This is a genomic window from Streptomyces sp. NPDC086787, assembly GCF_044745865.1.
GTDB lineage: Bacteria > Actinomycetota > Actinomycetes > Streptomycetales > Streptomycetaceae > Streptomyces.
This window is the reverse complement of the sequence record NZ_JBIVBC010000026.1, coordinates 1-20,458: the sequence shown is the minus strand read 5'-3', so window position 1 is coordinate 20,458 and position 20,458 is coordinate 1. Positions and strand designations below refer to the sequence as shown.

At 66.2% G+C, this 20,458-nt stretch carries 16 protein-coding genes and 4 pseudogenes; 12 read left to right on the top strand and 8 right to left on the bottom strand.

Annotation, left to right across the window (positions count from 1 at the left end; all coding sequences use genetic code 11):
* The first annotated feature begins 405 nt into the window (after positions 1 to 405).
* The 6 genes from ACIPK3_RS32740 to ACIPK3_RS32715 all read left to right on the top strand — a co-directional run bounded on the left by ACIPK3_RS32740 (position 406) and on the right by ACIPK3_RS32715 (position 9,127).
* A complete protein-coding gene (locus tag ACIPK3_RS32740; RefSeq protein WP_402575633.1) occupies positions 406 to 3,930 on the top strand; it encodes an ALF repeat-containing protein in 3,525 nt (1,174 codons plus the stop codon).
* Between the two features lie 12 nt (positions 3,931 to 3,942).
* Positions 3,943 to 4,284, top strand: a complete 342-nt coding sequence (locus ACIPK3_RS32735) for a hypothetical protein (RefSeq protein ID WP_402575632.1) — start codon at positions 3,943 to 3,945, stop codon at positions 4,282 to 4,284.
* A gap of 116 nt (positions 4,285 to 4,400) precedes the next feature.
* Entirely contained in the window at positions 4,401 to 4,763 is a 363-nt protein-coding gene (locus ACIPK3_RS32730; protein ID WP_402575630.1) for a hypothetical protein, read from the top strand.
* Between the two features lie 354 nt (positions 4,764 to 5,117).
* Positions 5,118 to 6,533: an FG-GAP-like repeat-containing protein gene (locus tag ACIPK3_RS32725; protein WP_402575659.1), complete on the top strand. Its 1,416-nt coding sequence runs from the start codon at positions 5,118 to 5,120 to the stop codon at positions 6,531 to 6,533.
* A 1,161-nt stretch (positions 6,534 to 7,694) separates the two neighbouring features.
* Positions 7,695 to 8,384: a DUF4328 domain-containing protein gene (locus tag ACIPK3_RS32720; RefSeq protein ID WP_402575628.1), complete on the top strand. Its 690-nt coding sequence runs from the start codon at positions 7,695 to 7,697 to the stop codon at positions 8,382 to 8,384.
* A 170-nt stretch (positions 8,385 to 8,554) separates the two neighbouring features.
* Positions 8,555 to 9,127: a hypothetical protein gene (locus ACIPK3_RS32715; protein ID WP_402575626.1), complete on the top strand. Its 573-nt coding sequence runs from the start codon at positions 8,555 to 8,557 to the stop codon at positions 9,125 to 9,127.
* Positions 9,128 to 9,201: 74 nt separating this feature from the next.
* On the opposite strand, the gene ACIPK3_RS32710 is transcribed toward ACIPK3_RS32715, so the two are convergent.
* Positions 9,202 to 10,752 (bottom strand): Helicase associated domain protein, encoded by a 1,551-nt coding sequence (locus tag ACIPK3_RS32710; RefSeq protein ID WP_402575657.1) that lies wholly within the window; start codon positions 10,750 to 10,752, stop codon positions 9,202 to 9,204.
* Positions 10,753 to 10,865: 113 nt separating this feature from the next.
* On the opposite strand from ACIPK3_RS32710, the gene ACIPK3_RS32705 reads away from it, so the two are divergent.
* Entirely contained in the window at positions 10,866 to 11,111 is a 246-nt protein-coding gene (locus ACIPK3_RS32705) for a hypothetical protein (protein WP_402575625.1), read from the top strand.
* On the opposite strand, the pseudogene ACIPK3_RS32700 reads toward ACIPK3_RS32705, so the two are convergent.
* Positions 11,088 to 11,390 (bottom strand): annotated as a pseudogene (locus ACIPK3_RS32700) (transposase); the annotation flags it as partial. The gene ACIPK3_RS32705 and the pseudogene ACIPK3_RS32700 overlap by 24 nt on opposite strands.
* Positions 11,391 to 11,706: 316 nt before the next feature.
* Here ACIPK3_RS32700 and ACIPK3_RS32695 point away from each other — a divergent pair.
* Complete coding sequence (locus ACIPK3_RS32695; RefSeq protein WP_402575623.1) at positions 11,707 to 12,186, top strand: DUF6193 family natural product biosynthesis protein; 480 nt, start codon at positions 11,707 to 11,709, stop codon at positions 12,184 to 12,186.
* Between the two features lie 622 nt (positions 12,187 to 12,808).
* On the opposite strand, the gene ltrA is transcribed toward ACIPK3_RS32695, so the two are convergent.
* The 4 genes from ltrA to ACIPK3_RS32675 all read right to left on the bottom strand — a co-directional run bounded on the left by ltrA (position 12,809) and on the right by ACIPK3_RS32675 (position 16,058).
* The gene (gene ltrA, locus ACIPK3_RS32690) at positions 12,809 to 14,233 is read right to left on the bottom strand and encodes a group II intron reverse transcriptase/maturase (RefSeq protein ID WP_402575621.1); all 1,425 of its coding nucleotides are present in this window, start codon (positions 14,231 to 14,233) and stop codon (positions 12,809 to 12,811) included.
* 557 nt (positions 14,234 to 14,790) lie between these two features.
* Positions 14,791 to 15,165, bottom strand: a complete 375-nt coding sequence (locus tag ACIPK3_RS32685) for a hypothetical protein (RefSeq protein WP_402575619.1) — start codon at positions 15,163 to 15,165, stop codon at positions 14,791 to 14,793.
* A 29-nt stretch (positions 15,166 to 15,194) separates the two neighbouring features.
* Positions 15,195 to 15,614, bottom strand: a complete 420-nt coding sequence (locus tag ACIPK3_RS32680) for a hypothetical protein (RefSeq protein WP_402575617.1) — start codon at positions 15,612 to 15,614, stop codon at positions 15,195 to 15,197.
* Positions 15,615 to 15,902: 288 nt separating this feature from the next.
* Positions 15,903 to 16,058 (bottom strand): hypothetical protein, encoded by a 156-nt coding sequence (locus tag ACIPK3_RS32675; protein ID WP_402575615.1) that lies wholly within the window; start codon positions 16,056 to 16,058, stop codon positions 15,903 to 15,905.
* A gap of 243 nt (positions 16,059 to 16,301) precedes the next feature.
* Between ACIPK3_RS32675 and ACIPK3_RS32670 the strand changes: the two genes are divergently transcribed.
* Positions 16,302 to 17,159: a hypothetical protein gene (locus ACIPK3_RS32670; protein ID WP_402575613.1), complete on the top strand. Its 858-nt coding sequence runs from the start codon at positions 16,302 to 16,304 to the stop codon at positions 17,157 to 17,159.
* A 41-nt stretch (positions 17,160 to 17,200) separates the two neighbouring features.
* Here the strand turns inward: ACIPK3_RS32670 and ACIPK3_RS32665 are convergent.
* Positions 17,201 to 17,305: pseudogene (locus ACIPK3_RS32665) on the bottom strand (transposase); the annotation flags it as partial.
* Between ACIPK3_RS32665 and ACIPK3_RS32660 the strand changes: the two are divergent.
* The 3 genes and pseudogenes from ACIPK3_RS32660 to ACIPK3_RS32650 form a co-directional block, all read left to right on the top strand.
* Positions 17,304 to 17,504 (top strand): annotated as a pseudogene (locus ACIPK3_RS32660) (IS110 family transposase); the annotation flags it as partial. The pseudogenes ACIPK3_RS32665 and ACIPK3_RS32660 overlap by 2 nt on opposite strands.
* A 274-nt stretch (positions 17,505 to 17,778) precedes the next feature.
* A pseudogene (locus ACIPK3_RS32655) lies at positions 17,779 to 18,877 on the top strand (barstar family protein).
* Between the two features lie 890 nt (positions 18,878 to 19,767).
* Positions 19,768 to 19,890: a hypothetical protein gene (locus ACIPK3_RS32650; protein ID WP_402575611.1), complete on the top strand. Its 123-nt coding sequence runs from the start codon at positions 19,768 to 19,770 to the stop codon at positions 19,888 to 19,890.
* Here ACIPK3_RS32650 and ACIPK3_RS32645 read toward each other — a convergent pair.
* Positions 19,884 to 20,458 (bottom strand): IS5 family transposase (locus tag ACIPK3_RS32645; RefSeq protein WP_402575609.1); only part of this gene is annotated, 575 nt, incomplete at its 5' end. The two genes, ACIPK3_RS32650 and ACIPK3_RS32645, sit on opposite strands and share 7 nt — an antisense overlap.

Below are 20,458 nucleotides of genomic sequence, written 5' to 3'. Positions count from 1 at the left end.
GCCTCCTCGCCGTGTACGGCAGTCTCTCCGCAACTGCCGTACACGGGCCCGCCAGACTCCTAAGACCGCACCGAAGCCGCCACACGGCTCGTTACCGGCAGACGGACAGGGCCATTCAGCGGCCTTGGCGGCTTGCGGACAGCTGACCGCCGCCGACTGTTCAGCGGGGTTACAACCCGGTACATGACGTCGTCGCCGACAGACCTCACGACGGAACCCCGCTTTCAAGATGGAGCCCCGGCCTCGGGCGTAGCCCGGCCGGTGGCTCCTCACACACTCACCGCGCTGGGTCCGCGAGTACTGACCATGCTCGCGGACCCAGCCGGTACGCACCCCTGCGCGCATTCCTCCACCAAATGAAGAGAGTTGGCAGTGACATATCCACGACGCTCACGGGGAGCCGAAGTGGCAGGCCGACGGCGTGCGTTCCGCGCGCTGTGTCTGGGCCTGCTGCCCGGCGCGCTCGTGCTGGGTCTGCTGGGACCCGCCCCCAGCCCCGCCAGAGCCGACGACACCGCACCAGACAGCGGTAGCAGCACGTCCCTCCCGGACACCGAGCGAGCCAAGGTGGTGCGCCTGTGGGAGTCGGGCGGCCCGGGTGTGAGGGCTGCCGCGGAGGTGGCGCTCATCGGCGGCGACGACGACGTCAGGACATTTCTGGCCCAGACTTCCGATCTCCAGTTCCAGGACGACCGCGTCGCGACCGCTCAGGTCGCCAGCATCGGCGGCCTGAGCCTCCAGGATGCCGCCCGCACGGCCCTCGACAGCAACTCGCCTGACGGCCTGAAGGCGTTTCTGAAGGACGGGTGGAAGGCGCCGCTGCTCCAGGACCAGCGGGTGCGCATCGCACAGATCATCGACGCGGGCGGCCCCGAGGTACAGAAAGCGGGCCGCGCCGCGCTCGACAGCAACTCACCCGACGACATCCGTGCCTTCCTCACCGACGGGCAGTTCGACCGACGCGAGCAGGACGAGCGCGTCCAGGTCGCGCAGATCCTCAGCGTGGCCAGCACCAACGTGGTGGCGGCGGGCAGGATCGCGCTGAACGGCACGCCGGAGGACATCCACGAGTTCCTCCAAGTCGGCCAGTACGTGGCCCGCGCCCATGACCAGGAACACGCCACGATCGCGCAGCTCGCCGACCAGGCGGCGAAGGCGGGCAAGCTGGCCGGGCAGCAGACCCAGGCCGCCAAGGACGCCTCTGCCCGTGCGGTGACCGCAGCCAAGCTCGCCAAGGCGGCCGCGCAGAAGGCCGCCGCGGAGACCCAGGCCGCGCAGAAGGACACTCAGCACGCGGCGGCCGCAGCCGCCCGAGCCGCGTCAGCCGCCCAGCAGGCCGCCGACGCGGCGCAGACAGCCATCACCGCCGCTCAGGCCGCCACCAACGCCGCCCGTGTCGCCGCCAACGCCGCCGCCGCAGCCGCGTCAGCCGCGTCCGGTGCCGCCGAGGCCGCCTCCCGTGCCCGGGACGCAGCAGCGAACGCAGCCATCAACGCAGGCCAGGCAGGCGCCGCTCGCAAGGCGGCTCAGGACGCGCGGGCCGCCGCCGCAGGCGCCCATGCCGCCGCCACGGCCGCCGATGCGGCTCGCACCGCTGCGGCTTCGGCCGGTGCTGCCGCGAAGGAAGCCGCCGGCGCAGGCAGCGACGCCGACAACGCTGCAGACGCGGCCGACCTGGCCGCAGCCCAATCCGCCCAGGCACAGACCGCCGCAGCTGCCGCGCACCGTCACGCCCGCGAGGCGGCCCGTGCCGCTAACGCCGCCGTCGCCCTGGCCAACGAGGCGGCATCAGCCGCCGCGGAAGCCCGTGACGCCGCGAGCGATGCGGCCACCCGCGCGGACAACGCGGCCAAGGCCGCCGACGACGCCGCCGCCCACGCAGGACAGGCGGCGACTGCTGCCAAGCAGTCCGCGGCGCACGCCAAAGAGGCGAAGAAGGATGCCGAGATCGCGAGCGCGGCCGTCGCCAAGGCGCGAACGGTCCACGACCTTGCCGTCCGTATCGAGGCCGAGCAGATGACCGCGCGGACCAACGAGTCCATCGCCCAGGCCAAGGACCTCAAAGCCCAAGAAGACCAGCGCACCACCGCGCAACAAACAGCCGTTCAGCAGGCCAAGGACCTGCGGACCCAGGCGGACAAGCTCGCCGACCAAGCTGGTCAGCCCGATGCCGACCCGGCGAAGATCGCACCCGAGGTCCGGAAGGTTGCCCTGGCGACAGCCAAGACCGGCCGCCCGTGGAGCCAGTCCGCAGCGCTGGTAGCCCTGGCCGGCACGGACACTGACATCACCGCCTACATCCGCACCGGCCGCCAGGACGCCGCGGGCCAGGACGACCGCCAGGACGCCGAACACCTCGCGGAGACCGCTGGCTCCGCCGACATCCGCGCCGCCGCCTCCAGGGCCCTCGAAGGTGACAACGGCCAGTTGAGCGCGTTTCTTGCGACAGGCCAATACGAGGCCATGAAGCAGGACATGCGCCTGGTCGTCGCCCGGACCATCGCAAATGCCGGCCCGATCGAACAACAGGCCGGACGCGCCGTGCTGAACGCCGACACCTCCGACGGCCTGCGCCAGTTCATCACCACAGGCGACACGCAGGCACGCACCCAGGACGAACGCGTCCGCGCCGCCCAACTCACCGACCCCGGCAACCACAACACCGGCCCACAACAGAAGGCCGCAGCCCGCATTGCCCTGGATGGCCCCTCCGGCCTGCTCCACGCCTTCATCACTGTCGGTCAGTTCAAGGCCCAGCGCCAGGACCAACTCGGCGCCACCCACGAGGCGCAGGTCCAGCAACTGATCGCCCAGGCCGCGAGCGTGGCCGCCACTGCACAGAAGAACGCGGCCGAGGCAGGCAAAGCTGCGGCCACCGCCGCCAGAGCCGCGACCGATGCTGCCGGATACGCGAAGCAGGCCGACCAGTCGGCCAAGGACGCCCAAAAATTCGCGGCCCAGGCCGACGGCTATGCCACTCAGGCCGAACAGTCCGCCAAAGACGCCGCCGCATCAGCCAACACCGCCCGCAAGGCTCAGCAGAACGCCGAAAGCGCAGCAGCCGCAGCGATCACCTCCGCCACTCAAGCTCAGTACTCGGCTGACGCCGCCCGCAGCTCCGCCAACTCCGCCTGGACAGCAGCTCAGGACGCCCGAGCATCAGCCACAGCAGCAGGCAAAGACGCCACAGCTGCGGCACAGGCAGCAACCGCTGCTTACCGCATCGCAGCCGCCAAACAACAACAGGCTCAGGCGGAGCTGAGGCAGTGGTACGAGGAACAGAAGAAAAATCAGCCCCAGCAGGACGATGACGGCAGCTGGATACCGGGCTGGCTCAAGGACACCGCCAACACAGTCGGTAACTACGCAGCCGCAATCGTTGGCAACCCGGACATTTGGACAGGACTGGGCGAGACCGGGGTCGGCGTCCTGAGCATGGGCGTCGGTGCCAGCGGCGACATAGCTGGCGGCGCACTCTGCATCACCGGATTCGGATGCCTGGCTGGTGCTCCAGCCATCGCCGCCAGCACGACACTGCTAGTCGGAGGCGGCTACGGTATCGCCGACGGAATCGATCGCTTCAGCGACGGCCTCGGACAAGCCCTCCGTGAAGCCGAGGGCACGTCCGGTTCCGGGACTCCCAAGATCAACTCAAGCGGCTGGCCTGTCCCCACTATGAGCAACTGCTTGGAGTGTGCAGAGGTGATCAAGGGAAAGGTTGGTGGGCATATCTATGAGATGAAGGACAGTCTCGGGTCAAGACTTGGCCCGTCCGAGCGGGATCCCAACGGAGAGTGGCACAACCACTTCTTGGTGATCAAGGACAATCGAGCCTATGACGCTTTCACCGGCGCGGAGGGGATGGCATTGGATGCGTATCGCCGGCAATGGAAATACTGGGAATACATTCGCCTCGACCTGAGACCGTAACTGGAGTAGTTGATGGACATCAAAGAACTCTGCTTTCATCTGCGGAACCGACGTCGAATGTACCTAATGGATGATCGATTTCCGACGATGATTGCATTCGTTGAAGGATTTTGCGCAGCATTCAATGAATCCCCGTTGGCGGGATTCCAGGAGTTCATTGAGTATAAGCTGCTCAATAGGCGATCCAGTGTCCACTGGCCATACATCATCGCGTCGACCCGCGTACCCGATTTGATGGATCTGAACGTGTCGATCGACTGCATGCCCCGTGAGGCGGAGATGGAAGTAGCAGACCTAACTCTCGATCTTATCGAGGAGTTCTTGGAATTGCCTGATTCGGGGCTTGAGGCTTGATCCCTGATGCATGGCAGGTCAAGGGGTGCCACGCCACCACGTGTACAACACGAGCACGTGTGAGGCGGCCGACTTCAAGTTCAAGGACCGGAGCCAAGGAGATCCGTAGCGAACCGATGGATGAAGAGATGGGCATCATGAGCCATCAAGAACCGCCGGGCTCCTCGGGTGCAGACCGCTATGGCGGCGGCGCGGACGTTTCGTGGCCAACGGGTGCCATATCGCCGGGTACGCGGGTGACCGTCCAGGACCCATCCTGGGCCGGTCCATGGCAGGTTGAGTTCGAGGGTGTGATCGACGATCTCCAGCCACCCGTGCCTGTCGATCATGCGATGGCATATAGGGGCGAGTTGTCCTACTGGGTCGTCTTCGACGGTCCTGAGTATGACTGTGATGGTTGTGGTCCGTACTACAAGGCCCAGATCTGGGACCGCTACCCCGCTGTCGGCACGCCGAAGAAACGGCGGCGGCAAGTCTGAGCATGCCGACTCCCGGCACCACCAGCGACGCTTGTGCCCGAAGAACTCCAGCCTCCGCTGCTCATAGGGAAGGCCGCATGGCGGCCGTCTGCTCCTTCTGTGCCGTGTCACCTGGTCTCCTCGCCCAGAGCTGGCCCGGGAGGGGGGCTCGGATGTCTTTGGTCATCGGAAACGACTCCCGTGACGACCACGTGTGAGGACGTCATGTCGCCTCTATCCCCGCCCGTCACCGCCTCCACAAATCTGACTCCCTCTTGGCGCTACGCCTTCAGTTCGACAAGGAAAATCATGCCTGTTAGACGTTCTCGGACTCTCTGGTCCACTGGCCTGAGTGTTTCTGCGGCCGCTGCCCTTATTGCTCCCGCGAGTGCCGCTACCGGCCCCAAGGCCGCGGACGGCTTCGGGTTCACCGCGCGGCTGACCATCGGCGCCGGGGACACGGCGCGCGGCTGCTCGGGGGCATTGGTGTCCCGTGAGTGGGTGGTGACCGCCGCGTCCTGCTTCGCGGACGACCCCGCCCAGGTCGCCGGCGGCAAGCCGAAGGAGAAGACCACCGTCACCGTCAGCCGCACCGACCTGTCCGCCGGCACCGCTCACACCAGCGAGGTCGCCGAGCTGGTTCCCGCGGCGGGCCGTGATGTGGTGATGGCCCGCCTGTCGGTGTCCGCCCCCGCCGACGTGCCCGTGGTGTCCCTGGCCGACACCCCCCTGGCCGCCGGTGACGAGGCGACGTTCTCCGGGCTCGGCCGCACCAGCACCGAGTGGGTGCCCGGTGCCGCGCACACCTCGGCCTTCACCGTCGACAGTGTCAACGGCACCACCCTCGCCCTCTCGGGCAGGACCAGCAGCGACTCGGTCTGCCAGGGTGATGCCGGCGGACCGGTCCTGCGCGAGAGCGACAACGGCGCCGAACTCGTCGGCATCGCGACCCGTTCCTGGCGCGGCGGCTGCCTGGGCGAGAGCGAGACCCGCAACAACGCCGAGGCGCAGCGCACGGACGACCTCAGTGAATGGATCAGTGCCACCGCCCACCGCGCCTGGACCCGCCAGCTCGCTGCCGGTGACTTCACCGGCGACGGCAAACTGGACGCGCTCGCCGTCGACGGGACCGACGGCAACCTCTACGCCCACCCCGGCGACGGCAAGGGTGGTTTCACCGGCCGCCGCCAGATCGGCATCCAGTGGAACACCACCCCCGTCATCACCGCCGGGGACTTCACCGGTGACAACAAGTCCGACATCGTCGCCATCCGCGACGACGGCACACTGCTCACCTACCCCGGCGACGGCACCGGCAGGTTCGGCCACACCATCACGGCCGGCACCGGCTGGAACAGCATGCGTCTGCTGGCCGCCGGAGACCTCACCGGCGACAAGAAGACCGACCTGCTCGCCGCCCACGACAACGGCACCCTCTACATCTACCCCGGTGACGGCAAGGGAGGAGTCGGACGCGGCATCACGGCCGGCACCGGCTGGGACGGCATCCGCCTGATCGCCGTCGGCGACTACAACGGCGACGGCAAGGCCGACGCCACCGCCATCAACAACAACGGCACCCTCTACAGCTACACCAACAACGGCAAGAACGCCTTCAACACCGGCACTGCAGTCGGCACCGGCTGGAAGACCACCCGCCTGATCACCGGCGGCGACTTCAACAACGACGGCAAGGCCGACCTCCTCGCCCTACGCAACGCCACCACTTTCTACACCTACCCCGGCGACAACAAGGGGCACTTCTCCACCCCCGTCACCACCCAGCCCTAACCTCACTCCACAGTTGAGCCGAGAACGTCCGGTTGCCTGGCGCTGACCAGTAAGGGTGCTGGTCAGCGCCTTGCCAGCGAGACCACTAAGGGGGATGGCTCAAGGAGACCGTCGGCACTGTCAGCCCCTACGCGAAGGCGTTCTGGGAATACAGCCCCCAGCTCGCGGGTGATCTCCTAAAGAGTCTCGGCGGCGCCTCCGTGACGGAGTTCGGAATCGGGGAGGGCATCGCCGGCGGTGGCGGTGGCCTCGTGCTGTGCCTCGAGACACTGGGCGCCGGCTGCGTCGAAGCAAAGCGGTTGCCGCGGTCAGTGGTGGTTTGGCCACGACCGGGAGCGGCATCGCCATGGCGAACGACGGAGCTCACCGCTTCAGCAACGACCTTGGGAAAGCCCTCCGAGAGGCTCGGGAAGAACGCGCTGCGCAAGGACCTGCAATCCGGGCGAATGCTATCGCGGTGCCAGGTCCGGAGAGTTGCCGAACTTCCGCCCGAGACCCAACGACTACAAGGTCGACGCGGAAACTGGATTTGTGTGCGAAACGGGATCAGTAGCGGTCGAATTCGAGCTGCTGAGCCAAGAGCCGTCCTTTCAAATTCGACACGCCTGCGGGGTTGTGGCGACGGGAGACTCCCTGGCGAGAGTGACCGTCCCTAGGCTGTACCGGGCATTGCCGATACGGCAATGGAAATACTGGGAATACATTCGCCTCGACCTGAGACCGTAACAGGGGGTAGTTGATGGACATCAAAGAACTCTGCCTTCATCTGCGGAACCGACGTCGAAGCATCTAATGGATGATCGATTTCCGACGATGATTGCATTTGTTGAAGGATTTTGCGCGGCATCCAACAACTCCCCGTTGGCGGGATTTCAGGAGTTCATGAGCATAAGCTGCTCAATAGGCGATCCAGTGTCCACTGGTCATACATCATCGCTTCAACCCGCGTACCCGATTTGATGGATCTGAACGTGTCGATCGACTGCATGCCCCGTGAGGCAGAGATGGAAAAATGGCAGACCTAACTCTCGATCTTATCGAGGAGTTCTTGGAATTTCCTGATTCGGGGCTTGAGGTTTGATCCCTGATGCATGGCACGTCAAGGGTGCTGCGCCACCATCTCGCTGTACGAACTGCAGCTAATTGTCTTGAGGGGATTCTATGTTGATTCAGTCGTCGGCGGTCGTGCCGCCGTCTGGACTGGTCGTGCGTTCGGTACGCCCGCTTGCCATTGCTACGAGTGCTCTGCTCGGTCTGACTGCCGCGGCTGACTTGTTCGCTGTGTACGCGGGAATCCAGATGCACCGCGTGAGTGGAGCATTGTTCACGCGCAGCGACGACGAAATCGTCAGGACGGACGATCTGTACCAGCTGGCTGGACGCCTCCAGTTGTCCGGCATCCTTGTCACCGCTATCGTCTTCCTCCTGTGGTTCTACCGCGTGCGATGCAATGCGGACGTGTTCGTACAGGACGTGTGCACGCGGAGCCGGGGCTGGGCAATCGGAAGCTGGTTCATCCCGATCGCCAATCTGTGGATGCCGTTCACGATCGCCCGAGAAATCTGGACCGCGAGTGCGCAGACCGCGCCCGACAAATCATGGCGCGAAGTATCCCAGCGACTCGTCAAGGCGTGGTGGACGTCGTGGATCGCAGCTGTGGTGATGGCGCGAATCAGCTCCACCCTGCAATCCAGAGCCAAGACCCCTGAGGCCCTCCAGCACGCCGCCGACATGACCATGGCCGCCGATGCACTGAACCTTGCGGCAGCGCTTCTCGCCATCGCCTTTGTGTGGAAACTGACGGCGATGCAGCATCCCAATACGACTCTCGGTACTGCCTCCGCCACCTGACCGGCGGAGCACCGATGGTCTTGGTGGAGATCCGCATCACCGGCTAATCGAAAAGCAGACCGTTGTCCCTACGTGGGCGATGCAGGTGACAGCTTGATGGCCAGTGGCCACCATCATGGGTGTCACGTCGCCCTCGTGGCGGGCCATGACGACGAGGAGTGTCAGCGGTGTTGGAGACCTATCTGTCCTGGTACCGCGAGGGCCGGATGGACGAGTCCGAGTTCTGCTCGGTCACCGACCACTTGGCGCAGTCCGGGCTGGCCGTCGAGCACCCAACGCTCGGCTGCGGGATGCTTTTGGACGTCGGCGGGGAACAGGTGAGGCTGCCTGTCGGGCGCATCCTGGAGCTTGTTGGCCTGTCGGTCGGGCCGCTCTGCATGCAGTTCTGGCTGTCGGCCGACACGGACGTGGTGTGCGATGTCAGGTACGTGGCGCCGGACACTCAGGTCCTGACCTTCGTGCTCGGCGGGTTGACCGAGAACGAGCGTGAGCAGGTCGCCGGTGCGGTTCAGCGTCTGATCCAGCGGGAGTTGGACAGGACTGTCGCGCTGCTCGTCGATGTGGGCGGCGAAACAGCGGACGAGGACGATGACGCGCTGGTCCTGTACGGCCGACTGCCGAAGGGCCCGCGCCCGGACCAAGTGCAGTTCCGGACGGATCGGCTCAGCGCCGTCCCGGCTGTTCTTGCTGGAGCAGAGGTGACGGATCTCGGCAACGGGCTGAGTACAGTCCGCTGGCAATGATCATCGGGCAGGCAGTCGCCCGAGCAGGTAGCCGACGGCGAGCGCGGCGGCCGCGGTGACGATGACGCCCACCATCAGGACCACCGCATGCCGATGGCGGACAGCTGCTCCATCCGCTCCGGCGCCAGTGTTGCGGCCCGGCTGCGCTGGTTCCCGATCCACGCCCCGAGCCGGAGCTCCCGCTCCTCCTGGTCCTCGCCGTCGACGATCCGCTCGACCCACTTCCTGGGGACCTGGAGGTGTCCTTCGCGTTCGTAGAACTGCCGGGCGGCCTGGTAGTTCATGGCCCATTTGTCGGCCTGGCTCATCCGGGCCTGGGGCTTGTCCTCTTCGGCTGCGGGCTCGATCCCGATGACCTGCTCGCACATCCACTGCTGCACGGTCGTCAGTTTGTCCCAGCCCAGCCGTACGGAGCGCACCCACCGCCCCAGGTCCTCGCCCTGGTGCACGACGTCGCCCGGCGACATAGGGAGCATGCCGCCAGCGTCCAGGTGGAAGCGTACGAGGTGGAAGGCGCGCTGCCATTCCACCGGCCAGGCCGGGCACCAGGACGGGTCGATGTCCTCCAACTGCTCGCGCCGCTCGTCCGCCAGCGTCCCGGCCGACGACTGAACCGGCAGCCCCTCGGCACGACGCTGCTCGACCTCCTGCGCCTTGCGGGCGGCCGCCCGCGCGTTCTTCAGCCAGATACCCACCTTGTAGCCCTGGTGGGTGGCGTCCAGCGGCGCGAGCAGGTGGCCGTTCGCCCCAGCCCATCCACGTGCCGCTGCGAGGCCTTCCTGCCAGGCGACGTCGAAGTGCGACCAGACCATGCCCAGCTTTTCCAGCTCCTGGACGCGGTCGGCGTCCATGTCTCCGCGGGCGTAGAAGCGTCGGGCGTCGGCGATCCAATGTCCGAGCGGAAACCACGCGAGCGACGCCGGCCACGCCTCGGCCTTCACCGCCTGGTCGTCGCCTCCGGGCACCCGGTAGGTGAAAGGCACCTTCAGGTCGGCGTGCAGCCGCTGGTAGAGGACGGCAGCTTCGATGCCGCGCCGCCAGTGTTCGTGTTCGGGGTTGAGGACGCGCAGGTTGATGAACGCGGCGAGGGCGGCCGGGTCGCGGGGCGTGGAGAACTTCAGCAGTGCCCGCGCGGGCAGGGAGAGTCGTTGGTCGCTTCGGTCGCTCCCCACCCCTTGCTCTCTTCCCTCTTTCCCCTCCGCGGAGCGGCTTTGCACGCCCTTCACTCTGCTGGGAGCCTGCTGCTCGGCGAGCTGCTCCACGACCCGGGCGTCATGCGCCCTGAGTGCCTCCAGCAGCTTCGCCAGCCCGCCGAACACCTTGGAGGTCAGCATGGTGTCGGCGGTCTCGCCGGGACCGAGCAGCACCGGCACCACGAGGGAGGCGACCTTGCCCTCGCCCGGCTGCATCCGCAGCGCCCGGCCGACCGCCTGGACGAGGTCGGGCATGGATCCGCGGACGTCGGCGAAGTACACGGAGTCACAGTGGGATGTATCGATGCCTTCGCCCAGCACCCGAACGGACCCGAGGAACGTCTTCTCCACGACCGTGCCGTCAGCAGCGATGCCCCTGGAGAACTCACCCAGGACACGCCGTCGGTGGCCCGACTTGTGCTCGCCGCACAGCCACTGCGCCCAGATCGTGCGCGGGTACGGGGACTGTCGAGTGGGCTATTAAAAATGACTTCACCCATTACATGGGTAAGCTCTCAGACGGAAGAACTTGGCAGGAGTCGGTCATGGCGGCTATCGACAACCCTGACATTCACATTCACGTCAATACCAAGGGATCCACCGGCGGATTTACTGGTTCGGCGCTGAGAGGGATGTCGGCGGGATCGAGGGCGACCGAGCAGGAGAAGGCGTGGCTTGCAAAGTCGGTGGTTTCAGGGAAACGGTCATGGAGTTCGATAACCTTCTACGATGGCGAAGAAGCGCTGCCGAAGTCGAAGGAGCAAGAGCCCGGCGCGCCACCGCCCCGATGAGGCCCTGGGACGCTCGCGAGGTGGCCTCATGTGCTTGACCTGTCGTCTGCGCAGGTGACGCCGGTTGCGGCGTGACGAGTACGCTTTGTCTCCCCCGACATGGTCGGGCCGGGTGCGTGGTCGTCCACCGTCCCGCCGGGGCACACGGATCTCTTCCAGCACGGGGATCATCTGAGGTGCATCTCCCTACTGGCCGGGCGTGATGATGAACCCGAGCGGGCGGAGCCCGCCCTCTCCGGCAAGGCGGATCTTGCTTGTCCAGCCTGGTCGACAGACCCCGCCCTTTCCAAGATGTGGCTATTGTGGGGTCCTGGGTAACCGTAACCAACTGCACGGAAGAGGTCTGAGAGTCGTGGATATGTCGATGGATAGCTTCGCTGAAGCTCCAGACGCAAAGTACTACCCAGAGCTAGTGACGAATGGTGGTCTGTCTCAGGCGCTTCGTCGCCTTGCGGAATACTGTGGTCTCGACCTTGGAGACGTACGACCTGGCTCGGATCGAGCGCTCTGCGATTATCGCACTGCCGAGGCTGATTCGAGTCGTGGACTCATCAGGATCAGCACGGTTCTGAACCGGAGAGCCTTTTCAATCTCCATGGACAGTGCCGAGGGTGATTTCGTCTGGGCAAACGGGAGCACAGCCTCCCTGGGAGACATTGCAGAAGTTATTGACGCTTGGCGGAGCGGTGTGCTTCTTGTGCCTCTGCGTGAGCGCTTTCCGTTCATTGAGTTTTCCGAAATGGCTGAAGGCTACGAGCGCGGCGAACCCGTGGAAACAGCCTGGCGCATAGTTTTGGCGGATGATAACCATATCTCTCATCGTGAGATGTTGGCCGCGCTGCGGTCAAACTCTCGCTTGAACGGCATGTTTCCGTTCTTCTCTCACAATGTCTTGCGGTTGGCTATTGATCCCTATAGCAGGGATGCTGGCGAGATTTGCATCGAACTGCAGGGTGACGGTCGCTTTTCTGTGCAATCGTCGCCTGGTGGTGCGATTCTGGCTGATGTCGAATTGGCTGATCTTGCCGACATGGCTTCATCGTTTGTCGATTCCCGTGGTGAGCTGCGTTCGTAAACCTGCAGCGCAGGGTGGGGCGACAGCGGCCATTGGCGGTGCTGCTACATCCTCGTCATGAGGTACGCGGATGGCGGCGGCCTGGCAAGGCGCCAGTTGGCACAACGTCACCGCATTCGGTAGCGACGCCAGCGATACACCGCCGGTAGCCTCAGCCCGCACGGACGCAGGCCCCCCCGCCGATGGCGGGGGGGCCTGCGTCCGTGCGGGGGCAGCCGCGATCCTCCCGTTTCGCCGCGTGTGGTTAGCGGGATCCGCTGGACCCGGACGGTGTGTTGGGTGACCTCACCTCGGCCGCGGCTGGTGAGTGGCAGCAGGAGGTGTCCTGGGTGGCCCGCTCGCCGGTCGTGTACTCACGACCCCCAATGCCCCGTGGACCGGAGGTTGGCTCACGGCCGGTGACGCCGACTGGGGCCTGTACGTCCCGGTGCACCGCGACCCGGCGACCGACATCATCCTGGCGGAGGCCCGGTCACCATCCCGCGTGGTGAAGTCGGCCCGGGGCGCGGTTCCGGTCTTTCGACCGGACCGTTTCCCCGGAGCCGCTTCCCGAACCGGGCATGCGACTTGGCACCGCACCCGGCTCTCCACAAGCCCCGGGAGGGGTTCGTGGTGGTTGTTCTCATCCCGTGGAGTCCCAGGGGGTGGGAATCGTCAGGCCCCGGTAGCGGTAGCGAGTGGTGCCCACCGTGATCGGGTCGAACAGTTCCCGGGTCTCCCCGGTCCACCATGATCTGCGGCCGCAGTAGCGGCTGAAGATCTTCCTCCGGCCCGTCTTGGGGTGCTTGCGCTGCACCCATCTCCAGACCGTGTGCCACATGTAGTTGCGCAGGTAGGAGAAGGTTGCGAAGGACACCCCGGGCCGGAAGTAGGCGCACCAGCCCCGCACTGCCGGATTGATCCGGACGATCAGGGCGTCGAGCGGCTGGTTCGTGCCGACCTCTCGGCAGAGCGTCTTGACCTTGGCCATGATGGCCCGCAGGGCCTTCTTGGCAGGGTAGGTGTAGACGTAGTGCCGGTTGGTGCCTGGTTTTCGGTGGCGCTGGATGTGCCAGCCGAGGAAGTCCAGGCCCTGCTCGATGTGGGTGATCAGAGTCTTCTCCGGCGACAGGCGCAGGCCCATCGTGGTGAGGACTTCCGCGATCTCGTCGCGTAGCGTTTCGGCGTCTGCCTTGGTGCCGTGAACCATCAGGCACCAGTCGTCCGCGTACCGGACCAGCCGGTAGTTGGGCAGACCTCGGCGCCTTCGGCGCTCGTTGAGATCAGTTCCGGCGCCTCCCGACGCCTGGGCGATGTGCTCGTCCAGGACCGAGAGAGCGACGTTGCTGAGCAACGGCGAGAGGATCGAACCCTGCGGGGTGCCGGTGTCGTTGTCCCGCAGCAGGCCGTCCTCGCTGAGGATGCCCGCCTTGAGGAACGCCTTCACCAGGGCCAGGACGCGTTTGTCTTCGACGCGTGCCCGCACCCGCTCCATGAGAGCGGTGTGTGAGATCTCGTCGAAGCAGGCTTTGATGTCGCCTTCCACGATCCACTCGTACTTCTTGGACGTGAGCAGACGCACCTCGGCCACCGCGTCGTGAGCCCGGCGGTTCGGGCGGAACCCGTAGGAACACGGGAGAAAATCCGCCTCGAAGATCGGCTCCAGCACCAGCTTCAAGGATGCCTGCACCACCCGGTCGGTGATCGTCGCGATCCCCAGTCGGCGCAGCTTGCCGCCCGCCTTGGGGATCATCCGCTCCCGCACCGGCATGGGCTGGAAACTGCGGTCCTTGATCTGCGACCGCAGCACGTCGAGGAACCCCTCGACGCCGACCCACAGCGCGATGGAAGACGCCGTGCGTCCGTCCACCCCGGCCGTGCGTGCACCCTTGTTGCCCCGCACCCGATCCCAGGCCACCAGCAGGAAGCCCGGGTCGGCAACGAGATTGAACAGGTCGTCGAACCTGCGATGAGGATCGTCACGAGCCCAACGGTGCAGCTTGGTCTGGATCTTCAGTACCCGGCGCTCCGCCTCATACAAGGCGCGCTCCAGCTCGTCGGTATTCACCGGCGACCCTCCCGACATTCCAGTACTTCGGCCACTGACTTGCTGGCCCCCTTGGCCCTGCGACCGGTTTTCCCGGTCTCCACGACGGGTCGTTACTCCCGCGACTACTACGGGGCCTCCGCCCCACCCACGGCCATCAGTCGGCAACGGACCTGCCCACCACCGGACTGGCTGTCCGGTGGCTCGGGCGACCGGGGATGGTTCCCACGTTCACCACACAATCGATCGGTCAGGGAGGTGCCCAGCTCTACTCCGGCAGCATCGCCACGCCTACGCCGCAGGCTTTCAACGTGGCCTCCCCACCGGAACAGGAAATCCGGCTTCGGAGTTGATCCACCCGTCCGAGGACGAGCAGGTCACGCGCTGCATACCGGCCCGTATCCACCAGGTTTGAGCCGGCTCGCTGCTTACGGAGCTTCAACCACTGGTTCGCTCTCGCTACACCTTCTGACCTCGCTAGACGGACCCGCACCGTCCGGTAGTCCCGGCACGTCCCGCCGTTGTCGGGGCCGCTTGCCACCCTCCCCGACGTTCCCCGGGTCAGGCTGCCCCCAGCTTCACCAGACCGCTGCGACGGCCTGGAGGAGAAGGTCTTCCACCTCCACTCGATTGCGTAGCGCCTCGTGGCGCACACCTGTGACAGCGAAGTCGGACCGATTGCCATCGAAGGTGGACCGACGTTCTTTTGTGACAGCGAAGATGGACCGCGCTGGTACCCCGAGGGCTCTGGCTCGCCTGTCCGCTGCGGCAAAAGGGATCCGGTCGCTCTCGAAGGCACGGCCGAGTTCGCCGCTGTCCCAGATCCGGGGGGCCAGGTCTTGCTGCCAGTCGGGGTGAGAGTAGACCTCGACCGAGGCGTGCCACTGGCCGGGCAGGAGGCGCGCGAGATCGCGGGCGGCGTCGCCGATGAACCGGCGGCTGCTCGTGTGCACACTTTGATGCGCGACAGGCGCTGCGGACGTCAGGGTCGTCGTACTCGCTGTCCGAGCGCACGAGTCGTCTCGGGAGAGTCCGGGCCCCGAAGGATTGCCCGGTGCTCACCCCCGTCCGGACGAGGGCTGCTTTGCCAGACGGCCTCCAGCTCCCGCTGCCTAGCGGCCAGGGCCCTCGCCAGCATCCTCGCCCGGTAGGGGTTCGACGTGCCGAGGGCCTTCGCCACCTCCACGGCCTCGTCCAGCAGGGCCAACCGTCGCTCGGGCAGCTCCCGCACCAGGGGCGAGGCGCTGGCCTCCACCAGGACGTACGCCAACTTCGACCCGTACGTCTCCGGCTCGACCTGTGTCAGAAGGCGGTAGAGCCACAGCCCTTCCGCACCGCGTACCACCCGCCGGTTGGCACTGAGCAGCCTGACCCTCGCCTGTACCACCATGTCCTGATCCATCGCTCCCCCTTCGTCCCGCCACCCCCCGGCCGGTGCATGTCACACGGCGAGACAGCACGACGAGCGCGCCGACAGCCGATCAGGGCTGCCGGCACGTCGGCCGGAGAGTGGATGACGACGAGTCTGACGCGCGGCAGCAGCGCTCACAAGGCTGAACGCACGTGCGCTGTGTCCTACCAAAACCGCCTCCGAACAGCCATGATGGACCTGACACTCGCTTATGGACGTCCGCGAACACGGCAGCCCGCCGCTCCCGTTCACGCCGGATCCGTCGGCCGCAGACCGAGGTCACAGTTTCAGGAACACGGTCAGGGCCATGAAGGCGGCGAACGCGATGCCCAGGGCCGGGATCAGGACCGGGTAGGCCACGGCGATCAGCCCGGCGAGCGTCGTGCCCAGGAGGGCGATGGCCACGGAGTGGCGGTCCTGCGGGTCGTTGGACATGGAGTCGACCTCCTGTGGGCGTGGTCCGCGGGTCGGAAACGTCTGCCCGTCCCGGCATGGCGGGCGGGGGCAGAACGTGTGGCTCGGCGAGCAACCAAGACCAGGACAGCAGAGAGTCGGCCCCCTGCCTCCCCGCAGATCCCTTAATGGCACGGCAACTGCGAACACCGCCGCATTGCGATGAAAGCCCCTGCTGGGAAGGCTCGTTCAATTACGGTGTTGGCCTACTGCTGAGGGGGATTCATGACGACTTATCCTGCCCGCCCGCTGCCGGATCCGGCACACGTGACGTCCTCGCTGCAGCTCGTGCTCGCAGCGAAGGAGCTCATGGCCTGCCTGGACCTGAGCGGCAGCAGGGTCGCCAAGAAGGGAAACCTGTCGACCGGGACCGTCTCCGGCCTGGTCAACGGCAGGGTCTTTCCCCGGGAAGCCACCTTCGAGGCTTTCATCACGGCGGGATGCGGACAGACCTGGGAGCCGTGGCGTCAGGCATGGCAGCGGGCTCACCAGGACGACCTGCACCGGCGTCCCAGCGAGAGCCTGGCCGCAGAGGTTCACGAAACCCAGAGCAGGGTCGAGGTGCTCGAGCAGGCCCTCGCAGCCGCGGTCGAAAGGCTCGCGGAGCTGGAGGAGCGCGTCACCGCCAGCCTCGACGCCCGGCATGCGGACGAGGCCGCCGAACGCGAAGAGGCACGCCGCCGGACCGACGCCATGGACCAGCTCCTCGAAGCGATCCCGGCACCCCGGTTCACCGTGGAGCGGTGGGACCATCGCGACACCGGAAGCCTGCCGCTGTACGACATCTCCGCAGTGGACAAATTCCTCCAAGAGGTACGGACGCGGTCGAATGAAAGCCTCCTGAAACACCTGCTCAGAACGCATCCCGGAACGTTCAGGGATCCAGGCGGAGGCCAGACCTGCGGATACCGCGCCTTCGAGGTCGACCTCTACATGTCAGAGCTTCGCCTGGCACTGGGCATCGACAGCCCCGCCCCGTACCGGCTCCCAGACCCCGCCCGGCAACTGCGCCACGGGCAGCAGCAGTCGCAGACAGGCCGGGGCGTGGAGCCGGAAACCGAGGTGGCGGAGTTCTCCGATTGACCGCCTGCGGTCGGCCGGGGATGAAGGATGCAGGTCGCGGCGATGCGGACCTGGTCGGCGATGACGGCGGCATCCCTGGCGTCGGTCTTCCCTTCACCGCGGTAGCTCTCCGACGCCCGGTGGACGGCCCGGCCGGAGATGTAGAGCGGCAGTCTTCGCCGGCCACGACGCTACAACCGCAGACTCCAACGCGTCTTCTACATCTCCGAACGCAAGCGTGCCGAAGGCAAGCGTCACATCCAAGCAGTCCTCGCCCTGGCCCGCCGCCGCGTCAACGTCCTCTGGGCCCTCCTGCGAGATGGACGGACCTACGAACTCACTTCACCCATCGCACGCGCTGCTTGACAGACCGCATTAGGAATCACTGCCTGGCACTGCTTCCTCTGGGATCTTCCGTCCCAGTATCAAGCTGTCCAGGTCAGAGGGGGAACTTCACGTCGATCATGCTCCCCGATCACACATAGTCCTGTGGGTCGCGACGCGTGCAATGGCAGGGAACGTCACGTGACCCGCCAGAACCGAGGGAACTTGATCGCTTGTGGCTAACTCGGGTATTCAGCCTTGAGAGATCGTGACCCGCCACAGAGAAAGGGGTTCGCCGCGAAAGCCTGGTGCGGGCATGATTCCCTCCGTGCAGGAGGACGAGAACCATCGCGGGCCCACGCGGTACACGCTGACGGAGACCGAGCATGGCCATGCCTGGGGAGTCTGCGTCGAGGCGGAGGGACTGTTCGGGGAACCCCAGCGTGGGACGTACGAACTGCTCGACTGGGTCCCGGTAGACGGCGAGGTGCGGGACTGGGTAGGCAGCCGGGTGTGGCTGGTGCCGGACGACGAGGGACTCGAACCTTGGCTGCTGGAGGACGCGGAGAGCTCAGGGCAGTTCCCCGGAACAGACAGTCTGCTGCTCACCGGTCTGGACGACTACGAAGGCCCGCCCGACGGCCACAGGGGCTCCGTCCGACTGCACGACGGCCATCGGTGGCTGGGCTCGTGCCGGGAATTTGCCCGCATCCTGCCACCCGAGCAGGTGGCACCCCCGCTCGTCCTGAGGGGACTCGCCCCGAGTGATCAGCTCAGGGCGGCACTGCTGAAGGGCACCCGGCGGGCGCTGGATCTGGAGGAGGCCGCCCTCGAGATACGAGACGACCAGGGCGAACCCCTCACGGAACGACTGCTGTGGACCAAAGTCACCGCCTGGCAACCGTCCTCCAACGGGACGGACCTGATCGACCTGGAGCTCGAAGGAAAGGCCTTCACGCCCGTCCCCGAATACGCCCGGCCCATCTGGGAACGGTGGCTCGCCGAGCCACCGAACACCCTGGGGCGCCTGGGCCTGCCTCGACACCCGGCGCCGCGGGGCCTGGCTCGATCTCGTCCGGGAGCGGGCCTGCCGACGCGCCCACCGTGACCGGCCGGCTCGTCACGCCTACGAACTCGACGGTCGGCACATCACCGACGAACCTGGCCTCTACCTGGCACTCGGCGAGGCGGTGAACGGACCGGGCGGCTACTTCGGCGGCTGCCTGGACGCCCTCGACGACTGCCTGGGCGGCACCTTCGGCTACACCGCCCCCGCAACCCTGCTCTGGCGAGACGCCGTCACCGCACGCGAGCACCTGTCCAAGACCTTGACACCGGACGGCCAGCCCTACGACCTGTTCGCCGAGGTCCTCAACGTCCTGGCCGAAGGCGACACGCACGTCACCCTGGCGTGAGCTGCACTCCGCCACAATTGCGCCGCGACGCGCCGGTCAGAGAACATCACGTGATCGTCGCCAGAGCCGAATTGCATGACCGCTGACAGCCAGAGCCGACGGACGCTGATCGGTCTTTGTCTCGGCCGTCTGGCCGACTTCACCCCTGGTCACCGGGGCAGGGGCCCGCACACGCACGAGAAACACCCTCGCTTGGCGTTGGTCCGGTCGGGGCGGGGTCCGGTGTGGGAGCGTCTGAGGGCGCCCCTGGTACCCGTAGGCTCCGGGACTGGGCGAGAGTTGGGCTCCCGCGCCCGAGGCCCCTGACGCACTCCCACCTAGCGGTGTGTCAGGGGCTCTGGCGGTCAGGTGACAGGGGTGTTGCGGCCAGGGTCCATCAGGGGCCGGCTCTCGCCCAGTCCCGAACGACCGGACCCCCCTCGTGATGTTGGTTCCGTCGATGGTGTCCCGCTGGTTGGTGCAGCCGATCACGGTGAGGGAGTGCGCCCGGGGGCGCGTGCGCGCGTAGGTTCCGCTCCCTGCTCGTAGCAGCGAGCCACCGTGCAACTCTCCTTGGTAAACGACCAGTTCAACCCAGGAGATGCACGATGGCCCTGTCCCAGCATGACTTACTGATCGTTTCAGAATGAAGCGCTTGGCTAGCCGGGTGTGCCTTGCGAGGATTCGATCGCAACGGCGTCTATCGGAACCGGGGGCAACCTCCAGTGAGACAGTGGCGACTCTTGCGGGGCGACGTCCTGGTCGGTGAACTCCATGAGTACGGGATCGACCAACCGTCCTTCCTGGCTCACTTCAGCCCGGGGCCAGGGTGGGAAAGTGTCAGGGGCTTCTTTGAGGCTTGGGCAACTCTCAACGGCCCTGACCCAGACGGGACCCGCACTCTTGCCGTCGTGAAGCCGTTGCGGGATCTGGGCCTGATCCTGGTGCCGGATGATGGCGAGCAGATTCTGCTGGAGGCTTTCAAGAACTGCTCGCTGCTCATCGACGGGCTAGAGGCTCGCCTCCGCTACTGATCCACCGCTGCCCGAGTTCGCTGAAGTCGTCGCAGACAGATGATGCTGCAGGCCAGTTCGAGCAGGCCCTGGTGGAGATCGGCGCGTCGTTCGTATCGGGTGCGGAGTCGCTTGAACTGGTGCAGCCAGGCAAAGGCGCGTTCAACGACCCAACGTACTTTGCCCAGCCCGGAGCCGTGGGCAACGCCGCGACGGGCAATCATGGGCTTGATGCCGCGCTTCCGTAGCAGACGACGGTACTTGTCGAAGTCGTAACCGCGGTCGGCGAACAGCCGCCGGGGCCGACGGCGGGGGCGTCCTCGCACGCCCCGTATCGGTGGGACCGCATCCAACAGTGGCAGGAGTTGGGTGACGTCGTGCCGGTTGCCCCCGGTAAGCGTGACGGCGAGCGGAATGCCGTGACGGTCGACGATCAGGTGGTGCTTGGAGCCGGGGCGGGCACGGTCAACGGGCGAGGGGCCGACATGGTCCCCCCTAATCCAGTGCGTAAGCAGGTGGCCCGGGACCATGCAACGACCCGGGACGACTGCTCGCGCAGGACAGCGAATGCCTGGGTCCCCCCTGGCCG

Excerpts from the sequence above, each read along its gene's own strand:
- ACIPK3_RS32705 (WP_402575625.1), top strand. The coding sequence starts at position 10,866 with ATGGCGGCTATCGACAACCCTGACATTCACATTCACGTCAATACCAAG.
- ACIPK3_RS32735 (WP_402575632.1), top strand. The coding sequence starts at position 3,943 with ATGGACATCAAAGAACTCTGCTTTCATCTGCGGAACCGACGTCGAATG.
- ACIPK3_RS32720 (WP_402575628.1), top strand. The coding sequence starts at position 7,695 with ATGTTGATTCAGTCGTCGGCGGTCGTGCCGCCGTCTGGACTGGTCGTG.
- ACIPK3_RS32675 (WP_402575615.1), bottom strand. The coding sequence starts at position 16,058 with ATGTCCAACGACCCGCAGGACCGCCACTCCGTGGCCATCGCCCTCCTG.
- ACIPK3_RS32670 (WP_402575613.1), top strand. The coding sequence starts at position 16,302 with ATGACGACTTATCCTGCCCGCCCGCTGCCGGATCCGGCACACGTGACG.
- ACIPK3_RS32730 (WP_402575630.1), top strand. The coding sequence starts at position 4,401 with ATGGATGAAGAGATGGGCATCATGAGCCATCAAGAACCGCCGGGCTCC.
- ACIPK3_RS32680 (WP_402575617.1), bottom strand. The coding sequence starts at position 15,614 with ATGGATCAGGACATGGTGGTACAGGCGAGGGTCAGGCTGCTCAGTGCC.
- ACIPK3_RS32695 (WP_402575623.1), top strand. The coding sequence starts at position 11,707 with ATGGACAGTGCCGAGGGTGATTTCGTCTGGGCAAACGGGAGCACAGCC.